This window comes from Thalassobacterium sedimentorum, assembly GCF_031127905.1.
Taxonomy (GTDB): domain Bacteria; phylum Verrucomicrobiota; class Verrucomicrobiia; order Opitutales; family Coraliomargaritaceae; genus Thalassobacterium; species Thalassobacterium sedimentorum.
On the sequence record NZ_JARXIC010000005.1, the window covers coordinates 1 to 19,646 of the forward strand.

The following is a 19,646-nucleotide window of genomic DNA, read 5'->3' on the forward strand; positions in this document are numbered from 1 at the left end:
GCTCATTGCGTCGTTCATCTAACGACAACAAACAATCGACGAATCAGAGTGAGCCAAATCTTTTGACTAGTCTATTCAGACTAGTCACCTGTCATTCTAACCAATCACAACCAAATTAATTTACGTTATCGAGCAACTCCCCCACCAGCAATCGTTTATCTAGATCAGCGACTTATGAGGGTGTGATAAAAACTGCGGGGTGTTTTTATTGTAGCATGATGGCGACAGCCATTGTGGGCATCTAAACGAGCGACCGACACTGACTATCGCCAGCATCCTACGAAGTCAGAGATGTGCGATCTTCCCCGTAGTTTTAATCACACCCGACTTATCATAAACAAACACGCGGATCAAGAAGCGGAATCCCAACGCGTCTTTCCACATCCGTAAAATACAAGTGCAGCGCCTGCGGCTATATGCAGAAATAAAACAGTGGCCGCCCCCCATTCCGAGGGGAGCCAAGAGACGTTCCCCATGCGGTAGGCATCGTAAAGTTGAAAGTCCTTCATTGATGCGAAATAACCGGCCCATGACCAGTAGGCGTTAATAAAGGGACGGAGCAGCCAGACCACCGCATCGGGCAAAGCCAGAACAACGCCCGAAAGTGGCAGTTGGAAGCCGACCAAATAAATCGAAAGCAACGATGCCCGCTCTGCACTTGATAGAACGGCGGACATGCCCAAGCAAACGAATGTCATGGCCACACAGCAAAGCGCCATCATCCCGAGCTGCGGAAGAAAGGCTCCGGGGAACTGACAGATCACTTTAACAAAGAGTGCCATCCAGAGGCCTTGTAGTGCGGCGATGCTGCCAGTGAAGAGGAGTTTCGACAATGTATACATACCAGAGCGCAGCCCTTTGAGGCGTTCTTTCTCGAAGATTTGCCGCTCACCGGCAATCTCGCGCGCCCCATTGTTGGCACCCATCAGGGTGAGCAGGACCACTTGAAACATAACCAGACCGGTGACCAGCGTAGCGGTCTCGGCGGCCTCCATGCGATAGCGCAAATCGCCCTGCAATTGCTGAATAAAGCTCCCGCTCCGCTCTAGGGCCAAGCCTTCGATCTGAGGGAGTCCTTTAATGGCAAAGATGACTACGATACAGGGGAAACCAAAAGTCAGCGCCAACAGTAGCCAGAGGTAGCCAGTATCCCGCATCAGCAGCTTGTAACGACGGCGTAGAAGGGTGAAGAGTTGGGACAAGGCAGAGGGAAGCCCGGGATTGCAGCTCTCCGCCCCTATCTGAGCTCGCCGAACGGTAGCTGTGCTGCCTACAGTCGTGCCAGACGGGAGTCTGGCGTTCCCGGGGTCTAACTTTTCGTCGCGCGTCGCTTCGGCGACCTCGACCTGCTGAGCTTCCTGCGATCCGACTGGAATAGAGTCGCCTCGGTCTGACCGTTCCTCGGTTGGGCGTCCGCAAGCGGACACGCCACGGTTTTCCCATTTCTCCAGCCAGTGGGACAATTCATGTCCAGATAGTGCATGATAGAGCCGGAGGGGATCTTCGATTCCAAACCACGACTGCAGGCCATTGAAATCTCCCTGAAAGACTAGACGGCCTTGATAGAGAACAGTGATGTGGTCGAAGTCCGGTAGTTTTCCTAAATTATGAATCGTGCAAATAAAAGTCTTCTCATGTTCGAGCACCAAAGACCGGAGCAGGGCAATAATTTGATCTTCCGATAGCGGGTCGAGTCCAGAAGTGACTTCGTCGCAGATCAAACACTCCGGACTGCTGACTAATTCCAGCCCCAGCCCGAGTCGCCTCATTTGCCCGCCCGACAGACTCGAGACACGCTTCTCACCATGCTCGTCGAGCCCAATGAGCTTGAGCACACTGGCCAGCGTATCCGCTTTCGCAGATAGATCAGAAACGGTGAGATCAAATGCATAAGCCAGCGACTCTTCGACCGTCAAACTTGCGTGCGCAACACTGAACTGCGGGACAAATCCCAGCCGTTGGTTCGACGAAGATTCAGAGGAGCTCTGCTCACGATGCGCAATCTCCCCCTCGGAATTGACTAGCCCAAGGAAGGCTTTGATCAAGGTTGTTTTACCGCAACCAGAAGGACCGACCAATGCATTTAAACTGCGATTCGGGAAATGCGCATTGATATGATCCAGAATGACAAAATCGCTTCCATCGGCGCGAACGGACAACTCACTACAACTTAACATACCGAAGACTCGATACAAATGATCGGCACATTGACCAGCGAAATCGCCGGTCAAGTAACATTATTTAAAGTAGACAAAAATAGGGTCATCTAGCCCCAATAGTCCAAGCAGACTAGCAGCGATAAATACCACTAATAGTAATAGCCAACTAAACAACCAACCACCAACAAAAATAGTCAAATACCACAACAGGATCAAGGAGCGAGGGCTCTTCAATGCATCCCACAAAACGGACAAGCACCCAACAAGTGGCGAGTCCACTCGAGGACGCCGGTCTTCAAAGACTAGCACGCGTGTTAGCATGAGTCGTTCATCTGGTAGTCAAACCGAGCCGTCCCTCTAGGGCTAGGCTGGCAGATCTGGCCCAGCGCCTAAAGCCGCCGCGAGCGGCGACGCCACAAAAGAGCTCCCCACTCTCCACTCCCCACTGCGCGCATAGCGCGCCGGCGCCCGCGCAAGAAAGACTTGCCCTTTCGTAGATCTATAGCCTTAACAGGCAAAACTTTCGCTTTCCCCAGCCAACAGCCCTCTGTTGGCTTTTCTATTTTTACGACCAATGACACAGAACAAATATTTCCAAGAGTGGTTCTCGAATCCGCGCCGCGACATCATCGCAGGCACGGTGGTGGCGCTTGCGCTGATCCCGGAGTCCCTAGCATTTGCCATCATCGCGGGTGTGGACCCGAAAGTCACACTCTACGCGTCATTCTGCATCGCGATCACCATTGCATTTGTCGGTGGTCGTCCGGGAATGATTTCCGCGGCAACCGGCGCGATTGCGTTGTTAATTGGTTCACTGGTCGCCAACCATGGTGTGCAATATCTACTGGCCGCGACATTGTTGACGGGGGTGCTACAGATATTATGCGGCGTCTTTAAATTGGCGGATCTGATGCGCTTCGTCTCAAAATCGGTGGTCACCGGCTTTGTCAATGCACTCGCGATTCTCTATTTCATCACCCAAGTCAATGAGATGATGGGGCAAACTTGGATCATGTATGCGATGGTCGCGGGGGGCTTAGTCATCATTTACGGCTTTCCGCGCTTAACCACCGCAGTGCCGTCTCCACTGATCTGCATCATCGTGCTCACCACGGTTTCGATTACAATGGGCCTGGATACGAGCCTGAAGACCGTCGGCGATATGGGCGACTTGCCGAGTTCCCTGCCGTCTTTCCTCTTCCCGGATGTGCCTTGGAACTGGGAAACCTTCATGATTGTTCTGCCCTACGCAATTCCGATGACAGTGGTCGGCCTACTGGAGTCTCTGATGACTGCGGGCATTTTGGATGACTTTACCGACACAGAAAGTGACAAGAATCGCGAATGTAAGGGGCAAGGCATTTCCAATCTCGTGGCTGGCTTCTTCGGTGGCATGGGTGGTTGCGCTATGATCGGGCAGTCCGTGATCAACGTAAAATCAGGCGGTCGTGGTCGTCTATCGACGGCAGCCTCTGGGATCGTCTTACTGATTCTCATCTTTGTGCTGGGCGATTTGGTGAATCAAATTCCGATCGCGGCGTTGGTCGCGGTCATGCTGATGGTCTCGTTCGGCACCTTTAACTGGTCCTCCATCAAAGGGCTGCGTAAGAATCACCTCACCTCCAGCATCGTGATGGTTTCGACAGTCGTGGCCGTGGTGGTGACCCACAATTTGGCGATCGGCGTCGGTATCGGTGTCGTTCTCAGCGCGCTGTTCTTTGCTTACAAGGTATCGCGACTCCTCGAGATCTCCTCCGAACTGGAAGTTTCTAAGAAAAAGCGCACCTACTCCGTCGTCGGACAACTCTTTTTCGTTTCAGCGGATACCTTCGCCGATGCCTTCGACTTCCATGAAGTGCTGGAGCATGTCACAATCGACGTCACGCATGCGCACTTCTGGGATTTATCCGCCGTCGGCGCCTTGGACCGAGTTGTCTTGAAATTCCGCCGCGAAGGCACTGAAGTAGAGATCGTCGGATTGAACGAAGCCAGCAAAACACTCGTTCTAAAAATAGCCACACACGACAAGCCCGGCGCAGAAGATGCGGCAGGCGGCCACTAGGATGTCTAATTTCCTAATTCATAATTCCCAACTCCTAATTTCTGATCCCTATGCCTAACATACTAGCTTGCACCGACGGTTCCCAGTATTCACACAGCGTTTATGATCACGCGGCATGGGCTTCACGCCAAATGAACAGCGCATCGATCCACGTGATCCACATGCTGAACCCGCACCACGAGAAACCAGCCACCGCGAACTACAGTGGCTGCATCGGCTTGGGCGCACGCAGCGCACTGCTCAATGAACTAGTCGAACTCGAAGCCGCCAAAGCCAAAATCGCGAAAAAGCGCGGACAAGCGATCTTGGAAGATGCCACCACTCACCTCAAACAAGCCGGCGTCGCCCAAGTTCAAGCCGATCAATGGCACGGCAAACTGAGCGACGAGATCTCGAAGTATGAGCGCGACGCCGACCTCGTCGTGATCGGCAAACGCGGCAACAATGCCGACTTTGAAAAAGGCCACCTCGGCAGTAACCTGGAGCGCGTGGTGCGCAGCTGCCAACACCCGGTTTTAGTGGCCTCGCGAGCGTTTGATAAGATGAACACCTTCGTGCTCGCCTACGACGGCGGCAGTAGTGCACAAAAAGCGGTGGATTATGTCGCCAACGAGCCCCTGCTGAAAGGCATGCACGCCTATCTACTCTATGTCGGCTCTGGCAATGCCAAGATTGAGGCCTCCTTGGCAGCCTCCGAGGCCAAGCTCAAAGCTGCCGGCTATGAGGTGACCATCGAACAACGCGATGGCGAGCCCGAATCCATCATCAGCGATGTGGTGGCCCAAGACCACATCGACCTTTTAGTAATGGGCGCCTACGGACACTCCAGCATTCGCCAGTTCATCGTCGGCAGCACCACCACCTCCATGATCCGCACGGTCAAGATTCCTGTGCTCCTGTTCCGCTAGGCTCAGAGCACTCCTCTGTAGCGATGCCACGCCAGTGGCGTCTCCTGGCGGCCCCGAAGACCTCGCTCCACCTTCGCTCTTCGAGCTTCGGCGGACAAGTGGCGCGAGTTCGCTACAACTGTTGACCTCGCGTTGAAAAGCAGCCGCTCGCTCCACATATTTCATTGCACAATCTAGGCATCGGAATTTGCTACTTGCCTATGAGTATTACCTCCACTCCCTACGGCACACTCCCCTCGGGTGAAGCGGTCGACCTCTTCACCCTCACGAACGCGAACGGCCTGAGCGCGGAAGTCACAAACTACGGAGCGATCCTCGTATCGCTCAATGTGCCCGACCGCGAAGGAGCACTCACCGACGTGGTGCTGGGCAAGGACTCGCTCGAGGACTATCTTGCGGGGCATCCCTGCTTCGGCTCCATCTGTGGTCGTGTGGCCGGCCGCATTGGTGGTGCGAGTTTTGAATTGGACGGTAAGACCTACCCGCTGGAAGCCAATTATGAGGGCATCAGCAATCTGCATAGCGGCCCCGAAGGCTTCCACACCATGTTGTGGAAGGCAGAAATCATCGAAGACTTTGGCGTTCAAAAACTACAGCTGCAACTCACCGATCCGGACGGCCACAACGGCTTTCCAGGCGAGGTGCACTGCACAGTCACTTACGCCCTGCTGGATAATGACGCGCTGGAGATTCACTACGAAGCCAGCAGCGACCACACCACCCCATTCAACCCGACCAACCACAGTTACTTCAATCTGCGTGGCGAAGGCGACATTCTCGGTCACAAGCTGCAAATTTTGGCTGATAGCGTGGCTACAGTCGACGAGAACTGCAGCCTGATCGGCCGCCGCGATCCTGTGGTGGCAGGCTACAACGACTATCGCGAGCCCGTGCAACTCGGCTCACTGAAGACCTTGGAAGTAGGCAATGCGGATATACACTTCTTCCTCAATGAAGGTCGCACCGCTCAGGCAAAACTGGCTGCGCGAGTCATCGAGCCCGATTCTGGCCGCATAATGGAAGTGCTCACCACCGCGCCCGGCGTGCAATTCTACGCAGGCCTATCCCTCTCCGAGGAAGGCCCTGAAATTGGCAAGGGCGGCGCACACCACAAACCCATGCACGCACTGTGCTTAGAAACACAAGATTACGCGGATTCGATCCACTTCCCTGAAATGGGCAACGCGATCTTAAAGCCAGGAGAAACTTTCAAGAGCACCACGCTTTTTCGTTTTAGCGCACAGTAAAAACCGCCCCCCGGTTCAGAGAACCGAGGATACGAGCTTTGACTCCGCCCCCGGTTCAGAGAACTGAGCTTGCTGGAAGGCTTCGCAGGACGGATCTCGGTATGATTTGAAATAAATCGTCATAAATCTGAAAAGGAGTACTTGCATTCAGCGAACAAGCTGTTTTCTTCACAACCTTTCAAATGTGCCCAGATGGCGGAATTGGCAGACGCGCTAGACTCAAAATCTGGTTCCTTCGGGAGTGTGGGTTCGACCCCCACTCTGGGTACCATTTAAACCTCACCTCTGTGAGGTTTTTTTTTTATCGTAGTGACAAGCTTCCAGCTTGTCTTGGCTGCAAAACGACAAGATGGAAGCTTGTCACTACGAAAAAAAAGCGAACCTACCACAGTAGATTCGCTCTTTTTCAAATTGGAAATAGCTCTGCCTAGATAATCATACCAGCCGCAACGGTCTCGTTGGTCTGCTCGTCGATGAGAATGAAACTACCGCTAATGCGATTGGTCTTATAGCTATCAGCGATCAATGGCGCGGAAGTGCGCAGCGAGATACGACCGATGTCGTTGTGGTTAAAGATGAGATCGTCTTCGACCTTGTGCAAGGTGTTGATGTTCACCTTATACTTCACCTCAGTCACGATTGCTTTCACTTCTTTAGTGGTGTGACGCAAGATATACTTACCGCGTCCCGCGAGCTTCTTAGTCGAAGAGAACCAGCAAATCATCGCGTCCACATCCTGACGTGGCTCGGGTGCATTGTTAGGCTTCACTAGCATGTCACCACGCGAGATATCGATCTCGTCGTTGAGCGTAATGGCTACAGACATCGGCGCATAGGCTTCTTCCAATTCGCCATCCATAGTGTGGATCGCTTTAATGGTCGACTCGAAACCGGATGGCATGACTTTGACAGCATCGCCTGGCTTAAAGACACCGCCCGCGATACGCCCCGCGAAACCGCGGAAATCGTGCCACTTGTCAGAGTGCGGGCGAATCACCCACTGCACGGGCATACGCGCTTCGACGTGATTCTCGTCAGCACCGATGTAAACTGTCTCCAAGTGGTAGAGCATCGACGGGCCTTGATACCAAGGCATGTTCTCGGACTTATCGACGACGTTATCTCCTAGCAATGCGCTGACAGGAATGAAAGTGATCTCCACGATGTTATCGAGGCGGGAAGCAAACTTCTTAAAGTCCTCAACGATGCCGTTGTAAGTGTCCTCGCTCCAGTCGACCAAGTCCATCTTGTTGACGCAGACCACGATGTGTTGGATGCGTAGCAAATTAGCGATAAAGGCGTGACGGCAAGTTTGCTCGATGACCCCCTTACGCGCATCCACCAAAAGAATCGCAAGATTCGCAGTGGAGGCACCCGTCACCATATTACGGGTGTATTGGATGTGGCCCGGCGTGTCGGCGATGATGAACTTGCGCTTGGGTGTCGCGAAGTAGCGGTAAGCCACGTCGATGGTGATACCCTGCTCGCGCTCGGAACGGAGACCGTCGGTGAGCAGTGCGAGATTGACGTTTTCGTCGCCGCGCGACTTGGAGCTCTTTTCCATGGCTTCGAGTTGATCCTCGAAGATCGCCTTGGAGTCGTAAAGGAGGCGTCCGATAAGTGTGCTTTTGCCGTCGTCGACGGAACCCGCGGTGGTGAACCGCAAGAGATCCATGTCAAGATAGCCGGCTGATGATTCTGATTCGCTCATGATAGAAATTGGTAATGAATGATAAATGATGACTGATTCTGAATGGGGCGCTAAAGCAACCCCACTACGCTTTGTATTTTTAAGCGTCGCTTAAAAATACCCTTCTTTTTTGCGATCTTCCATCGCGGTCTCAGAGCGTTTGTCATCGGCACGTGTGCCACGCTCAGTTTGGCGAGCGGCAGCGACTTCGTCGATGATATCGTCGAGTGTCGCCGCGGTAGAAAGCGCCGCGCCGGTGCAGGTTGCATCCCCGATAGTGCGGAAGCGCACGGTCATCTTTTTAACATTGGCCTTCTCTTCAGGGAGCAGCTCCATGAAGTCAGTCACTCCCATCACCACACCGTTGCGCACGAAGCACTCGCGCTCGTGTGAGAAGTAGAGATTAGGCAGTTCGATGTTTTCCAGCTTGATGTATTGCCAGATGTCCATCTCCGTCCAGTTCGAGAGCGGGAAGACACGGAAGTGTTCGCCGTGTTGCTTGCGACCGTTGAAAATATTCCAGAGCTCAGGGCGCTGATTCTTAGGGTCCCACTGACCGAAAGCATCGCGGTGCGAGAAGAAGCGCTCCTTGGCACGTGCTTTTTCCTCGTCGCGACGGCCACCACCAAGTGCGGCATCGTATTGACCTTCTTCCAGGCCTTCGAGCAAGGCGACAGTTTGTAGACCGTTGCGGCTGGCGTAAGGACCCGTTTCTTCGACGACTTTGCCCTCGTCGATTGCTTTTTGCACCGACGCGACATGTAGTTCAGCGCCGATTTCTTCGACGAACTTATCACGGAAGTCCATCGTTTCAGGAAAGTTATGCCCCGTGTCCACGTGCAAGAGTGGAAACGGAAGTTTCGCTGGCCAAAAGGCCTTCTTTGCCAAGTAGGCCATCACGATGGAATCTTTACCACCCGAGAAAAGGAGAACAGGTTTCTCAAACTGAGCAGCAGTCTCACGAAGGATGTAGATCGCTTCGGATTCCAGCTGTTTGAGGTGAGTGATTGTGTAGTCTTTAGCCATACTTAAAAGAATTAAAAATTAGGAATTAGGATGTAGCCCGAAAATGGTGCCTCGATCGAGAGAGGAATTAAGAGTTTTTGATGAGAGGAAGGACTTTTTCCAGCAGCTGGTTCAGCGACTCCTCTTCGGTTTGCTTATCGGTGGTAATCGTCCAATCAGGATCACCCGCTACAGGCGCTTCAAAAGAGGAATCCTTACCGGTGAAATTTTTAACGCCGCCCGCGGCAGCTTTGGCATAGAGCCCTTTCACGTCGCGCTCTGCGCAAGTCTCGAAGGAGGCTTCAACATACACGGGGGTGATATCGTCCACGCCCACGATCTCACGGGCAGCAGCGCGCAGTTCCCGCTTAGGCGTGATAAAAGAGGTAAAGACGACGATGCCCGCATCCAGGAAAAGACGTGTCACTTCAGCGATGCGTCGGATGTTTTCCTGACGATCCGCATCGGAAAAGCCGAGGTCACTGTTGAGGCCACTACGAATATTATCGCCATCCAAAATTTTGGTGATGAAGCCCTGCTCTGCCAGTTTGCGCTCCAGTGCGTTGGCCAAAGTGCTCTTGCCCGAGCCAGACAGCCCGTAAAACCAAAATACATGCCCGCGCTGCTTCAGCTGCGCCTCCTTGGCGTCGCGCCCTAGCATGCGGTGGAATTCAGTATGGATGTTTTCAGGTGTGGACATAAATGAAGCCGCCATGTAAGCGGGTGTGATTAAAATGTAAATGCGTTTTCCTTAACTTAGGTTGTTGAGTCAAGAACCTAATATAAGAAAATTTATTTTGAAGTCATGTGAAGATTTACAATCGCGGTCCCCGTCACGCCCCAGCCTCGGTGGTAAACGTTCGACGAACCCACTCAAAATACTGCCGATTCGAATAGCCCAAAGTGTCTGGCGAGATCGCAGTTTCACACCATTCAACAAAAGCAAGGAAAGCCTGACGCTCGCGGACGGAAAGTTGCTGCACCTGCGCCAGAAGGCGCTCCTGAACACGTTGAGTAGGGTGATAGAGCGAGTCTGGCCCATACCTATAGCTGAAGTTAAAACCAAGTAGTAACTCACATTTCGCCCGCGTCAGTGGGTCTGATTCGCTCCAAACGGCTATAATCCGTCGGGCCATATGGTAACGCTCGCCATGCATCAATTCGGGTTTGCGCCCTTTCCCGAGCGCGCTCCCACCCTCCTGCGCCTGCGCATCCATGGTCGCCAAGCGCTGTAGAAACGGCCCCAATGAATGTAGCTCTGCAGCATAAATGCATTCTGCAAATCGCCCCCAAGCACCGGCATCCAGCTCAATATACTGCTGCCCCCAATCAAGTAGCCACCTGCGTGCTGCGGACGACTCATTCACGACCGCGATATGAAGCATCAGAGCCAAGTAGCTACCAAAAGAGAACTCATTCCAACGTGCATTGGCAGCTTCGATATAACGCTCCACGGGCACCGGCAGCTGGTTGCGCAGTAACAGAAACAACGCAGCATCATGGACAAGGTAGCGCTCTGGCCATGGATCGTGCGACGGATTCATTTCCGTTTGCAACAATTCCAATAGCACCTGATCGATCTCGACGCGCTCAATACTAAGCGGCTCATTTTTTGGAATCAATTTGCGCAAAGCCCCCAACCTCGCCTGAGCGTTGAGTGATTGCGCACGAATCGTGTCCAGCAGCGATTGGATCGTAAGCTCATCCATATTAGCTGCCGATTGATTCCCAACAAGTGAGGGCATTAACTTCAACTGCTGCAGCCGCGGTAGACCTTCGAGCAAAGCATTCGCTAGCTCGCGATCCTGATAGGCCAAGTATCGAATGATATTCTCTCGCCAGCTTATTTGCTCACGAAAAACCTGACTCAATGCCTGCCGCCATGCGAGGTCATTGACATGGCGTAAACGCGCCAAGGCCCACAAGGCGCCGGGCTCTCCTGCCTGCTGCGCCCACTCGGACAATGCTGCAACATCATCCGCGACTTCTAATTGCTGCATTGCAAAACTCAAAGGCTCACGCAACCAGCCCCACAAGTGATCGCGCATCGACTGCTCGACTGTAGCCATTTGCGCTTCCAGCTCACTTTTCCTTCTGAAACTGGCTAGATCGGACGCATCAGACAGCACTTCCAGCGCCGCGTTCAAGCGATGCCATTCCAACTCAAAAGTGGCTGGATCAGGCAGTAAAGCGTCCATTGCCTGCAGCAGGGGTAAGAAACCAACGTCCCCCGAATCGCCCGCGGAGCGTACAATCGCTTGCGCTAACTGTGGAGACATACGCCCCGCCTGCAGATGCGAAATCAAATCCGGCAGGCTCGCGAGGACCTGCGACAAAGACACATCGCTCACACGCTCACTCAATAATACGCCTTCATTCGCTTGGTAGAGTTGATGCGCAAATCCTAGGTATTGCTCGGGGCCAAACTCATCCCGCCAAGAACCAGAATAACTGCTCGCCCGCTCTGCCTTGATATCAATAAGAGTCGCGCCTGACGCTGTCAGCAAACGAAGCGATGGCGGAGCCGTCTCCAGATAGGTGGGAAAACAATTGGTCGTAAAACCAGAACCACCGGAATACCTCCCAGATTCACGAACCTTTAAGTCTGAGCGAATCTGCGCCAGCCACCAGAGCCCCTGCTGCAACCACTCCAGCCCTGCGGCATCCACCCGAGCGAGCCCCCACTTCCATTTAAATTCACCTGCGGGATACTTTTCTGGCAAAGGACGTGAATACTTAGCCGAAAAATATCGTCCATCGCCCTCCGCACCCAAGCTCAAAGCCTCCACACCTGGTCCCTGACGTGAACCGAAAACCACCCAATCGGCAGACTCCGCCTGCTTCAAATGGGTCGGATAGTAGAGCGTATATTGATCTTGATGCACAGAGCTCTGATTGTTCTCTACAAAAGTAAACATAGCAGCCCGCGGGTCTAATTCGCCCCATTCCTGCTTAAACTCAAAGCGGTGACTCGAGTCACTAGCGACTGCGATGGAACTCTGCGAAGCGGTCACGCCAAGATCGACCTCGCCTGTCGGTGGTGGCTTCACAACTGACCAGCCACACATAAACTGAAGCAAGTCTGCATCGCTCGCCCCCGCCAGTGAACGATGCCGATAAGGCTCACGCTCACGCCAATCATAAGGCACCGCTAACACATCTGCCTCTGGTATCTTTGGCGCATTGACCGCAGCAAGCGCTTCATATCGCAGACCACCCTCGGCTTTCACCCGGTGCAGCTCATCCCAAAGCTTCACCTTTGGATCTAACAATAAATAGTGATCGTCATAACTCCCCTGCGGGCCGACATACTGCCCCTGCTCAGAGTTCCAGCGGTAAACCACTTTCACCTCCGGCTCTGCATCTTCATCTGCGATGGGTCCCAACACAATTTCGTCCAGCCCGTCATGATCCAGATCACGCACTGCCCAGCCCCAAGTTGGAACGAGTTCCGACTTAGAACTGTGCCAGTTAAACAATACATATAATAACCGCTCGGACTCTACATCCACCGCCTCCACGCGTAAAGCCTGGACCCGAATATCTGGTTCCCCCGCGCGCTTATCATACAGTCCGAAATTTGAACTATACACCCGTTCGTAGCGACCATCTTGATTCAAGTCCTTAAAAACATCGCCCTCCGTCATATTATCTCCATCAAAGGGTCGAATAAGTTCGCCCTGATCCGTTAAGAAAACAATGACACGCTCCTGCATTTTCCCCTCTGGCGGCAATGACAAATCAGGATTCTGCACCGCAGGCAGCCAATTTGAAAAACGCCCTTCAGACTTCACAAGAGCTTGCGGCTTATGCGCATTTTCCACAGGTGCAAAGCCGCTGCTGCGAATGGAACGATGCTTCGAAAAATAGCGACTATAGCTCGCATGGTCCCATCGGTAAGAAACCATATAAAGCGGCTCCCCCGCACGCTGGGGACATTCTGTGACGAGTATATTTTGATGATATAGCTCAAACGCCGCCATCGGCAAAGCCCGCCAATCATGGCGGGCGGGCTCTCTCTCCCGAGCAATTTGCACCTCACGAAAAGCCTGAGAACGCGTCTCTGGCGCAATCAGCCGTTCTATGATATCCGCCCCGAAAGCAGGCACCTCGCGCGCAGCAGACAAAGTTCCCAACGATAACAACAGAGCAATAACCAGGGCGAACAAACAAGAGGGTAGAAACATGCCAGTAACTTATTAAGATAACGCAACTACTCGAGGCATTTCTACAACAGAGTATCCATTTTCAGTTCACATCACGATCAGACAATGTAGCGACGTGACGCCAGTCACGTCCAAGCGAACGCACCCGACCGCCCCTAGACGCCGCGCGCGCGGCATCGCTACGCGGGAAAGCCTGACTCTCTGCGCATTGAGTATCTAGACGCCGCGCGCGCGGCGTCGCTACACCAACTTTCCGTCACCACGATTTCGTAGCGATGTGACGCCAGTCACGTCATTTCTTTTCCGGACGCATCGCTAGACTGACCACTTCTTTATCGAAGTAATTACGGTCCATGCCTGCATTCACCACTAGGCCTTGCCCATTAATGCCACTGGAAGCGGGGCTCAGCAAAAAGACAGCGGTGTTCGCGACTTCTTGCGTGGTCAGGTTCTGCTTGCGAAAGGTCAATTTCTCAGCGTAGAGGTAGCTCTCCAAATAGCCCGGAATCCCAGCCGAAGCGCTGGTCTTGAGCGGGCCCGCGTTGACGGTGTTGAAGCGCACCCGCGTGTCAGCACCAAAGGACTTGGCCAAGTTATACGAAGAGGTTTCCAAGGCCGCTTTAATGGGAGCCATATAACCATAATTCTCAGCGGTCACATCGGTGGACGAAATGCCGATCGACACCACAGAAGCATCGTTGTCGAGGTGCGGCTTAAAGGCGCTAGCGACTTCCACCAAAGAGAACGCGGAGATCGCAGTGGCTTGCAGGAAATCCTTACGCACGGTATCGTGAAAGGGCTTAAAGCCCTCGGAGTAATTGGCAAATGCGATCGAGTGCACGATACCGTCAAGCGTGCCGTAGTCGGCCGCGACTTGTTCGGCTAACGCGGTGATCTGCTCGGGAAATTCCACATCGCAGATGTAGGCCTGCCGATCGCCGAGCAGCTTTTGCAAGCTCTCCAAGCGCGCTTCGGAACGCACACTGTGGATGACCTCAGCGCCCGCCTCTTCCAGCGATTTAGTGATCGCCCACGCGACGCTCTTACGATTGGCCACCCCCATCACGAGGAAGCGTTTATTTTCTAGATTTAAGAAACTCATACTATTTCCCCTCCCCCTCGACCATCGCCAATGCGAACTTAATGGTCATGGCTGGCTTGCCGCCCTTGAGCACTTTGGCCTTCATGAAAAAGAAGCGGCTGACAGTCTCGTCCATCGTCACTTCAATGGTGATTTCGTCACCGGGCTTCACCATTTGCTTGAACCGCGCATCGCTAATGCGCGAGAGCACAGGTGTGACATCATTGAGTGAGCGGCCCTCTTTTTCGATCTGCTTAGCAAGATAAATTGCGCCGGTCTGGAAGCAGGCCTCGCAGAGCAAGACACCGGGCATGATGGGATTGCCGGGATAATGCCCCTCAAACTGCGGCTCCTCCATGCGGATGGTGCGCTTACAGGTCGCGCCGTCTTCGCGAACTTCGACGATCTCGTCGATAAAGAGAAACGGTGGGCGGTGTGGAATTGTGCGTAAAATTTCGTCCATGACTTGCCAGTGAACGTTGAAATCCGCGAAATGCACGCCTTAAAGACTTCAAAAAAACGACCGCCAAGCAGCATCGCCCGAATCAGCTAATATTCCCCTCAAGTCAACGAACGATGCAATTACGTTTCCGATAGTCCCGCGGTGTTTGATTTAAAATACGTCTGAAGACGCGCCCCATGCGATCTTCACTAGGAAACCCGCATTCAAGTGCGATCTCATGCGCTCGTAAATCGGTTTTAACGAGAAGCGTTTGTGCCTTCTCCAGGCGCTTCAAAGTGATCTCTTCTGCAATGCTGCGCCCCAGCTCCTCTTGGAAGGCATCATGTAGCCGACGGTAAGACAAAGGCACTGTCGCCGCGACAGTTTTCGCATTAATTGGGCCTGTATAATTTTGCCAAATGTAATGCAAGACGGAGGCAACATGCACATGCTTCACTGCCAAAATGTCGGTGCTCAAGCGCGGCGTCACACGGACTGGTGCAATCACAATTTCCCGTTCTGTTACCGAATCGCCACGCAGCATACGATCCAGCAAAGCTGCAGCCTGATAGCCCTCTGCCTCTTGATTATTATCAACACTCGAAAGCGGCACAGGTGCAAAATCACAGCGAAGCGGATCGTCATCCACCCCAAGTACCGCGACTTGCTCTGGCACCGGAATATTCAAATTGCGGCATACATGTAAAATCTGAATCGAAATTTCATCATGCTCAGAAAATATAGCTAACGGACGTGGCAAGGTACTTACCTCTTGCCCTAACCAATCAAACAAATTCGAGACTTCAGGCTCCTGTGCCCCCCGCTCATCACCTGGCCATATGATTAGATCACATTCAATGCCTGCCTCTGCTAAAGCCTGGGTAAAAGCTTGTTGGCGTGCATGGGCTGATGCAGCTGTTGAATATCGATAATATGCCGCATGCCGAAAGCCACGACTAATAAAATGCTCCGCAGCCAACCGTCCAATCGCAGCATCATCACACCTCACAGTGGGCACTCCTGCGAGTTGAATATCACCAATATTAACAACTGGCAGACCACAGCTAGCGACAAAATCATGCAGCTCCATATTATGATGCAGCAGAGATATTATACCATCAACCTCAACTGAGCGAGGAATGCTCCCATCACGCGCCATACTGGTATCTAAAATCCAATTCGCACGTCGGGCATAATGCGCAATCCCGCGATGAATCGCGGGGGAATACCATCCTAAAGCCAGGAGGATACAAGGTCGGGGATCTCTCTGAGTACGTATCATAGTCGAGCATCGCTACTTAAATTGATGCTGAATCAGAAATTCGATACAAAATGTCAAAAACTGCAACTTTCGACGAATTTAATTCATATTTTTCGACTTCAAAGGAAGTCGAGTCCACTCTAAATATCAATCTTTCGGAGTAATTCTGTCTGAAATACTCCGCTTTACAATCCCCCTCCTGCAATCGCCGTGCTATGAAATTTAACGATCAACTAACCCAGCTGGTAAAACAGTATGAAGAACTCGTCACCCGCCCCAACACAATCGATACCGATTTCCACAACGGCATCTACACACGCTATAAAAATTGCGTCCTGACCCGCGAGCACGCTCCGATATTCTGGCGTTACGACATCAACCCAGAAACCAACCCACACTTGATTGAACGCCTCGGAGTCAATGCGGCCATGAACGCCGGCGCCATCTACCTAAATGGCAAATTCCATCTAATCGCTCGCATGGAAGGCAATGATCGCAAAAGCTTTTTCGCGATCGCAGAGAGTGAGAACGGCCTCGATAATTTCCGGTTCAGAGAGCAACCACTGCTCATCCCCGAATTACCCAACGATGGCACGAACCTCTACGATATGCGCCTCGTACAACACCAAGACGGTTGGATCTACGGCATATTCTGTGTCGAACGCCGACCGGACGGAGCTCCCGCCAACGATCTATCAATCGCAGAAGCACAATGCGGACTCATCCGCAGTAAGGATCTGGAAAGTTGGGAACGCTTGCCCGACTTCCAAAGCCCCTCACCACAACAACGCAATGTAGTCCTCCATCCCGAGTTTGTTGGCGGCAAATATGCATGGTATACCCGCCCGCAAGATGGTTTCATCGACGCTGGCTCCGGAGGAGGCATTGGTTTTGCACTCTCAGACTCAAGCAATCCCGCAATTTGCGGCGAAGAAAAGATCATCAACCGACGCGTCTATCATACGATCAAAGAAGTTAAAAATGGCGCTGGAGCCGCTCCGATAAAAACTCCCAAAGGTTGGCTACACATCGCCCATGGCGTGCGCAACTGCGCCTCGGGTCTTCGTTATGTACTCTATGCCTTTGTCACTGACCTAAACGATCCGACTAAGGTTATCGCTGAACCCGGAGGTTACTTGATCGCTCCCCTTGGCAAAGAACGCGTCGGGGATGTCTCCAATGTGATTTTCAGCAATGGCCTCGCAGTTCGTGACCAAGAGGTATTCATCTACTACGCATCCTGCGACACTCGTATGCATGTCGCCACCAGCACGATCGACACGCTGCTCGACTATGCATTCAACAATCCTACGGATGCATTGACCACAGGTGCCTGCACCCGTCAGCGAATCGATTTGATACAAAAAAATCTGGAATTTGCACACGCGCACAATCTGGATGTCGGACAAGAAAAGGTCACAAATTAAATATTTATTCTAAAATTATATATTTATACAGCCATCTTAGGCATATACTATATTTGAAAATCCTCTCAAAATACTCCCGAGACTCCACACTGAATGGTGATCTCATATAATAAACCCTAACAAAGAATAAACAACATATGATACATCCCCCTATGCATCTCCCCTTATGCCTATTCACTTTACTGGGAGCCACAAGCCTCAGTGCTCAAGTGAATTTTAACAGTAGTTACTCGCAGGACTTCAATACATTGGCTGTCAATACTAGCTCAACAACCTCTGCAACATTCACCAATAACGAAACTTTAATCGGTTGGTATTCAAATAAAGCTGGCTCCGCACGTGCCAGCAGCGGCAGCTCATCGGAATGGGGAAATGGCATCTATTCCTGGGGCCTAGAAAACACTACAGAGCGAGCACTCGGTACCTACATCAACGAAGGCTTCGCCGCATCCCCAGCTTATCTAGGCGTGCAATTGCTCAACACCAGCGGCGAAACAATCAATTCAATTAGTCTGAGCTATACTATCGAGCAATGGAGGCGCAATACCAATGCCACGACATGGACGGCCGACTATTTAATTGCCTCGAATAGCAATGACATGATCAGTGCTAGCAGTGGCTACACAAATATACCCGCTGCCACTGTCACCGCAGAGTATACAGGAACTCCCGGCGGCGCGTCCTATTTAGGCACAGATGCCAATCAAGCCTTCACAATTACCTTGTCAGACCTAAACTGGGAAAACGGTGAATATCTATGGATTCGCTGGACAAATGCACAAAGTGTAGATTCCTCCGGCCTGGCCATCGATGACCTTACGATCACGGCGATTCCGGAAGTCAATAGCACCAGTTTGCTCATAGGCTGCTTAGCCCTAACGAGCGCCACCCTGTTACATCGTCGCAATCAGGAATAATTGAACCTCTAATACTAAACGATTTGCACGCACGTATCCGCCCCCCAATGCAAATATTTACAAAGCAATTAAACATGGATCCTTTCCGACCTTGGTTAATACAACTTGGATTCGTCAACTTATTGACATGTTTGCTATTGAGTGGCTGTCAGAAACAAAAGACTACGACGGAGGAGTTGAGCACAGGGCAAATATACAAAGTTGGTCAAGGCAACTACTCGACCACCTTTGGCATTTACGATACCAGTCCGGAAAGTCCGGACGGGTCTCGTATTGCCTATATTCGCTTCCTCCAAGAGCCCAAGCATGAGAGAGACGGGCACCCTGGCGAGTTATGGCTGTGCGATTCGGATCTCACCAATCACCGTAAGGTGTGCGACGTGCCTATCGTTAGACCTCACAATGGAGCTCAGGTATTTTGGGTCGACGATCAAACACTAGGCTTCCACACCGCGTGGAGCGACAATCCACGTGAACTGTTTGTAGTCGATGCTAGTTCTGGAGAAAATCGATTCGCCCCGATACCAGGCGTCACTGACGTAGGTCACGATGCTCATGCGGGTAAAATACTCTTTGCCACGGATGTTCGAACCAAGGGCACTCCAATTGGAGTACCAGGAATGTATGAATTGGATGCAGCGACGGGAGAGTACACACTGCTCATTTCTGTATCTGAGCTAAATAAGCTTAAACACGTACTCCCCGCAAGTGCTCTCAATGCAGAAGGGGCTTATCCAGAAAGCGAATGGAAATTCCTGCACTTGATGTATTCACCGAATGCAGAACGCATCGCATTTCGCTTGGATGTGGGCACGGAGCCTAGCCAAAGACTGCGACTGAGTATGAAACCTGATGGCAGCGATGTGATCAATCTAGACCCCCTGCTACTGCATTTTCGCTGGTATGACGATCAGACATTTGCAGGACATGACCGCGACAAATCACGTTGGCTCTTGCCTGTCCGTTATAGCTATCAAAGCGAATTCTTAGGAACCATCGCCAATGTTCCGGGCAACCACTATGCAATGTCCCCCGACCGGAAAGGATTTCTATCAGAAAGTAACTATAACTCAGATCCAGTTATTTTACGCTATTATCACGCTGATGATAATCTGCAAACCAGCCAAATCATTGCTGAATTTTCACCTTTGGATGTAATTTGGAAAAAGCGTTACCATGTGAATCCGGCCTTTTCACAAGATGGCAAACGTGCTTATTTCCACATGCCTACTGAAGACGGCTATAACGGCACCTACGTCGTCCAAATTAAACCATAATACA

14 protein-coding genes and 1 tRNA gene are annotated in these 19,646 nt (G+C 52.1%); 7 read left to right on the forward strand and 8 right to left on the reverse strand.

Annotated elements, in window-relative coordinates; genetic code table 11:
* Positions 1–350 precede the first annotated feature (350 nt).
* On the reverse strand, positions 351–2,231 hold the full coding sequence (locus QEH59_RS04105; protein WP_308984087.1) for an ATP-binding cassette domain-containing protein: 1,881 nt from the start codon (positions 2,229–2,231) through the stop codon (positions 351–353).
* A gap of 502 nt (positions 2,232–2,733) precedes the next feature.
* Here QEH59_RS04105 and QEH59_RS04110 point away from each other — a divergent pair.
* The 4 genes from QEH59_RS04110 (at position 2,734) to QEH59_RS04125 (ending at position 6,647) form a co-directional block, all read left to right on the forward strand.
* Positions 2,734–4,221, forward strand: coding sequence for a SulP family inorganic anion transporter (locus QEH59_RS04110; protein WP_308984088.1), 1,488 nt, complete (start codon positions 2,734–2,736; stop codon positions 4,219–4,221).
* A 50-nt stretch (positions 4,222–4,271) separates the two neighbouring features.
* The gene (locus QEH59_RS04115) at positions 4,272–5,129 is read left to right on the forward strand and encodes a universal stress protein (RefSeq protein WP_308984089.1); all 858 of its coding nucleotides are present in this window, start codon (positions 4,272–4,274) and stop codon (positions 5,127–5,129) included.
* 200 nt (positions 5,130–5,329) lie between these two features.
* Positions 5,330–6,376 (forward strand): aldose epimerase family protein, encoded by a 1,047-nt coding sequence (locus tag QEH59_RS04120; RefSeq protein WP_308951789.1) that lies wholly within the window; start codon positions 5,330–5,332, stop codon positions 6,374–6,376.
* Positions 6,377–6,562: 186 nt separating this feature from the next.
* Positions 6,563–6,647: transfer RNA gene (locus QEH59_RS04125), tRNA-Leu, on the forward strand.
* 156 nt (positions 6,648–6,803) lie between these two features.
* Here QEH59_RS04125 and QEH59_RS04130 read toward each other — a convergent pair.
* The 7 genes from QEH59_RS04130 to QEH59_RS04160 form a co-directional block, all read right to left on the reverse strand.
* Positions 6,804–8,087 carry a sulfate adenylyltransferase subunit 1 gene (locus QEH59_RS04130; RefSeq protein ID WP_308951787.1) on the reverse strand — a complete coding sequence of 428 codons (1,284 nt, stop codon included), beginning with the start codon at positions 8,085–8,087 and terminating at the stop codon, positions 6,804–6,806.
* A gap of 90 nt (positions 8,088–8,177) precedes the next feature.
* Entirely contained in the window at positions 8,178–9,092 is a 915-nt protein-coding gene (gene cysD, locus QEH59_RS04135) for a sulfate adenylyltransferase subunit CysD (protein WP_308984090.1), read from the reverse strand.
* A gap of 67 nt (positions 9,093–9,159) precedes the next feature.
* Entirely contained in the window at positions 9,160–9,771 is a 612-nt protein-coding gene (gene cysC, locus QEH59_RS04140; RefSeq protein ID WP_308984091.1) for an adenylyl-sulfate kinase, read from the reverse strand.
* Positions 9,772–9,904: 133 nt separating this feature from the next.
* A complete protein-coding gene (locus QEH59_RS04145; RefSeq protein ID WP_308984092.1) occupies positions 9,905–13,258 on the reverse strand; it encodes a hypothetical protein in 3,354 nt (1,117 codons plus the stop codon).
* A 271-nt stretch (positions 13,259–13,529) separates the two neighbouring features.
* Positions 13,530–14,339: an enoyl-ACP reductase FabI gene (locus tag QEH59_RS04150; RefSeq protein ID WP_308984093.1), complete on the reverse strand. Its 810-nt coding sequence runs from the start codon at positions 14,337–14,339 to the stop codon at positions 13,530–13,532.
* Position 14,340: 1 nt separating this feature from the next.
* Entirely contained in the window at positions 14,341–14,781 is a 441-nt protein-coding gene (locus tag QEH59_RS04155) for a 3-hydroxyacyl-ACP dehydratase FabZ family protein (protein ID WP_308951781.1), read from the reverse strand.
* A gap of 103 nt (positions 14,782–14,884) precedes the next feature.
* Positions 14,885–16,042, reverse strand: coding sequence for a XylR family transcriptional regulator (locus tag QEH59_RS04160; protein ID WP_308984094.1), 1,158 nt, complete (start codon positions 16,040–16,042; stop codon positions 14,885–14,887).
* 194 nt (positions 16,043–16,236) lie between these two features.
* Here QEH59_RS04160 and QEH59_RS04165 point away from each other — a divergent pair, with 194 nt between their 5' ends.
* The 3 genes from QEH59_RS04165 to QEH59_RS04175 all read left to right on the forward strand — a co-directional run bounded on the left by QEH59_RS04165 (position 16,237) and on the right by QEH59_RS04175 (position 19,642).
* On the forward strand, positions 16,237–17,448 hold the full coding sequence (locus QEH59_RS04165; protein ID WP_308984095.1) for a glycoside hydrolase family 130 protein: 1,212 nt from the start codon (positions 16,237–16,239) through the stop codon (positions 17,446–17,448).
* Between the two features lie 152 nt (positions 17,449–17,600).
* Positions 17,601–18,365 carry a hypothetical protein gene (locus QEH59_RS04170; RefSeq protein WP_308984096.1) on the forward strand — a complete coding sequence of 255 codons (765 nt, stop codon included), beginning with the start codon at positions 17,601–17,603 and terminating at the stop codon, positions 18,363–18,365.
* A 74-nt stretch (positions 18,366–18,439) separates the two neighbouring features.
* A complete protein-coding gene (locus QEH59_RS04175) occupies positions 18,440–19,642 on the forward strand; it encodes a TolB-like translocation protein (protein WP_308984097.1) in 1,203 nt (400 codons plus the stop codon).
* Positions 19,643–19,646: the final 4 nt, after the last annotated feature.

Bases quoted from the DNA above. Each gene is read 5' to 3' on its own strand.
- QEH59_RS04115 (WP_308984089.1), top strand. From the start codon at position 4,272: ATGCCTAACATACTAGCTTGCACCGACGGTTCCCAGTATTCACACAGC.
- QEH59_RS04175 (WP_308984097.1), top strand. From the start codon at position 18,440: ATGGATCCTTTCCGACCTTGGTTAATACAACTTGGATTCGTCAACTTA.
- QEH59_RS04110 (WP_308984088.1), top strand. From the start codon at position 2,734: ATGACACAGAACAAATATTTCCAAGAGTGGTTCTCGAATCCGCGCCGC.
- QEH59_RS04155 (WP_308951781.1), bottom strand. From the start codon at position 14,781: ATGGACGAAATTTTACGCACAATTCCACACCGCCCACCGTTTCTCTTT.
- cysC (WP_308984091.1), bottom strand. From the start codon at position 9,771: ATGTCCACACCTGAAAACATCCATACTGAATTCCACCGCATGCTAGGG.
- QEH59_RS04170 (WP_308984096.1), top strand. From the start codon at position 17,601: ATGCATCTCCCCTTATGCCTATTCACTTTACTGGGAGCCACAAGCCTC.
- QEH59_RS04130 (WP_308951787.1), bottom strand. From the start codon at position 8,087: ATGAGCGAATCAGAATCATCAGCCGGCTATCTTGACATGGATCTCTTG.
- QEH59_RS04160 (WP_308984094.1), bottom strand. From the start codon at position 16,042: ATGATACGTACTCAGAGAGATCCCCGACCTTGTATCCTCCTGGCTTTA.
- QEH59_RS04120 (WP_308951789.1), top strand. From the start codon at position 5,330: ATGAGTATTACCTCCACTCCCTACGGCACACTCCCCTCGGGTGAAGCG.
- cysD (WP_308984090.1), bottom strand. From the start codon at position 9,092: ATGGCTAAAGACTACACAATCACTCACCTCAAACAGCTGGAATCCGAA.
- QEH59_RS04145 (WP_308984092.1), bottom strand. From the start codon at position 13,258: ATGTTTCTACCCTCTTGTTTGTTCGCCCTGGTTATTGCTCTGTTGTTA.
- QEH59_RS04165 (WP_308984095.1), top strand. From the start codon at position 16,237: ATGAAATTTAACGATCAACTAACCCAGCTGGTAAAACAGTATGAAGAA.
- QEH59_RS04150 (WP_308984093.1), bottom strand. From the start codon at position 14,339: ATGAGTTTCTTAAATCTAGAAAATAAACGCTTCCTCGTGATGGGGGTG.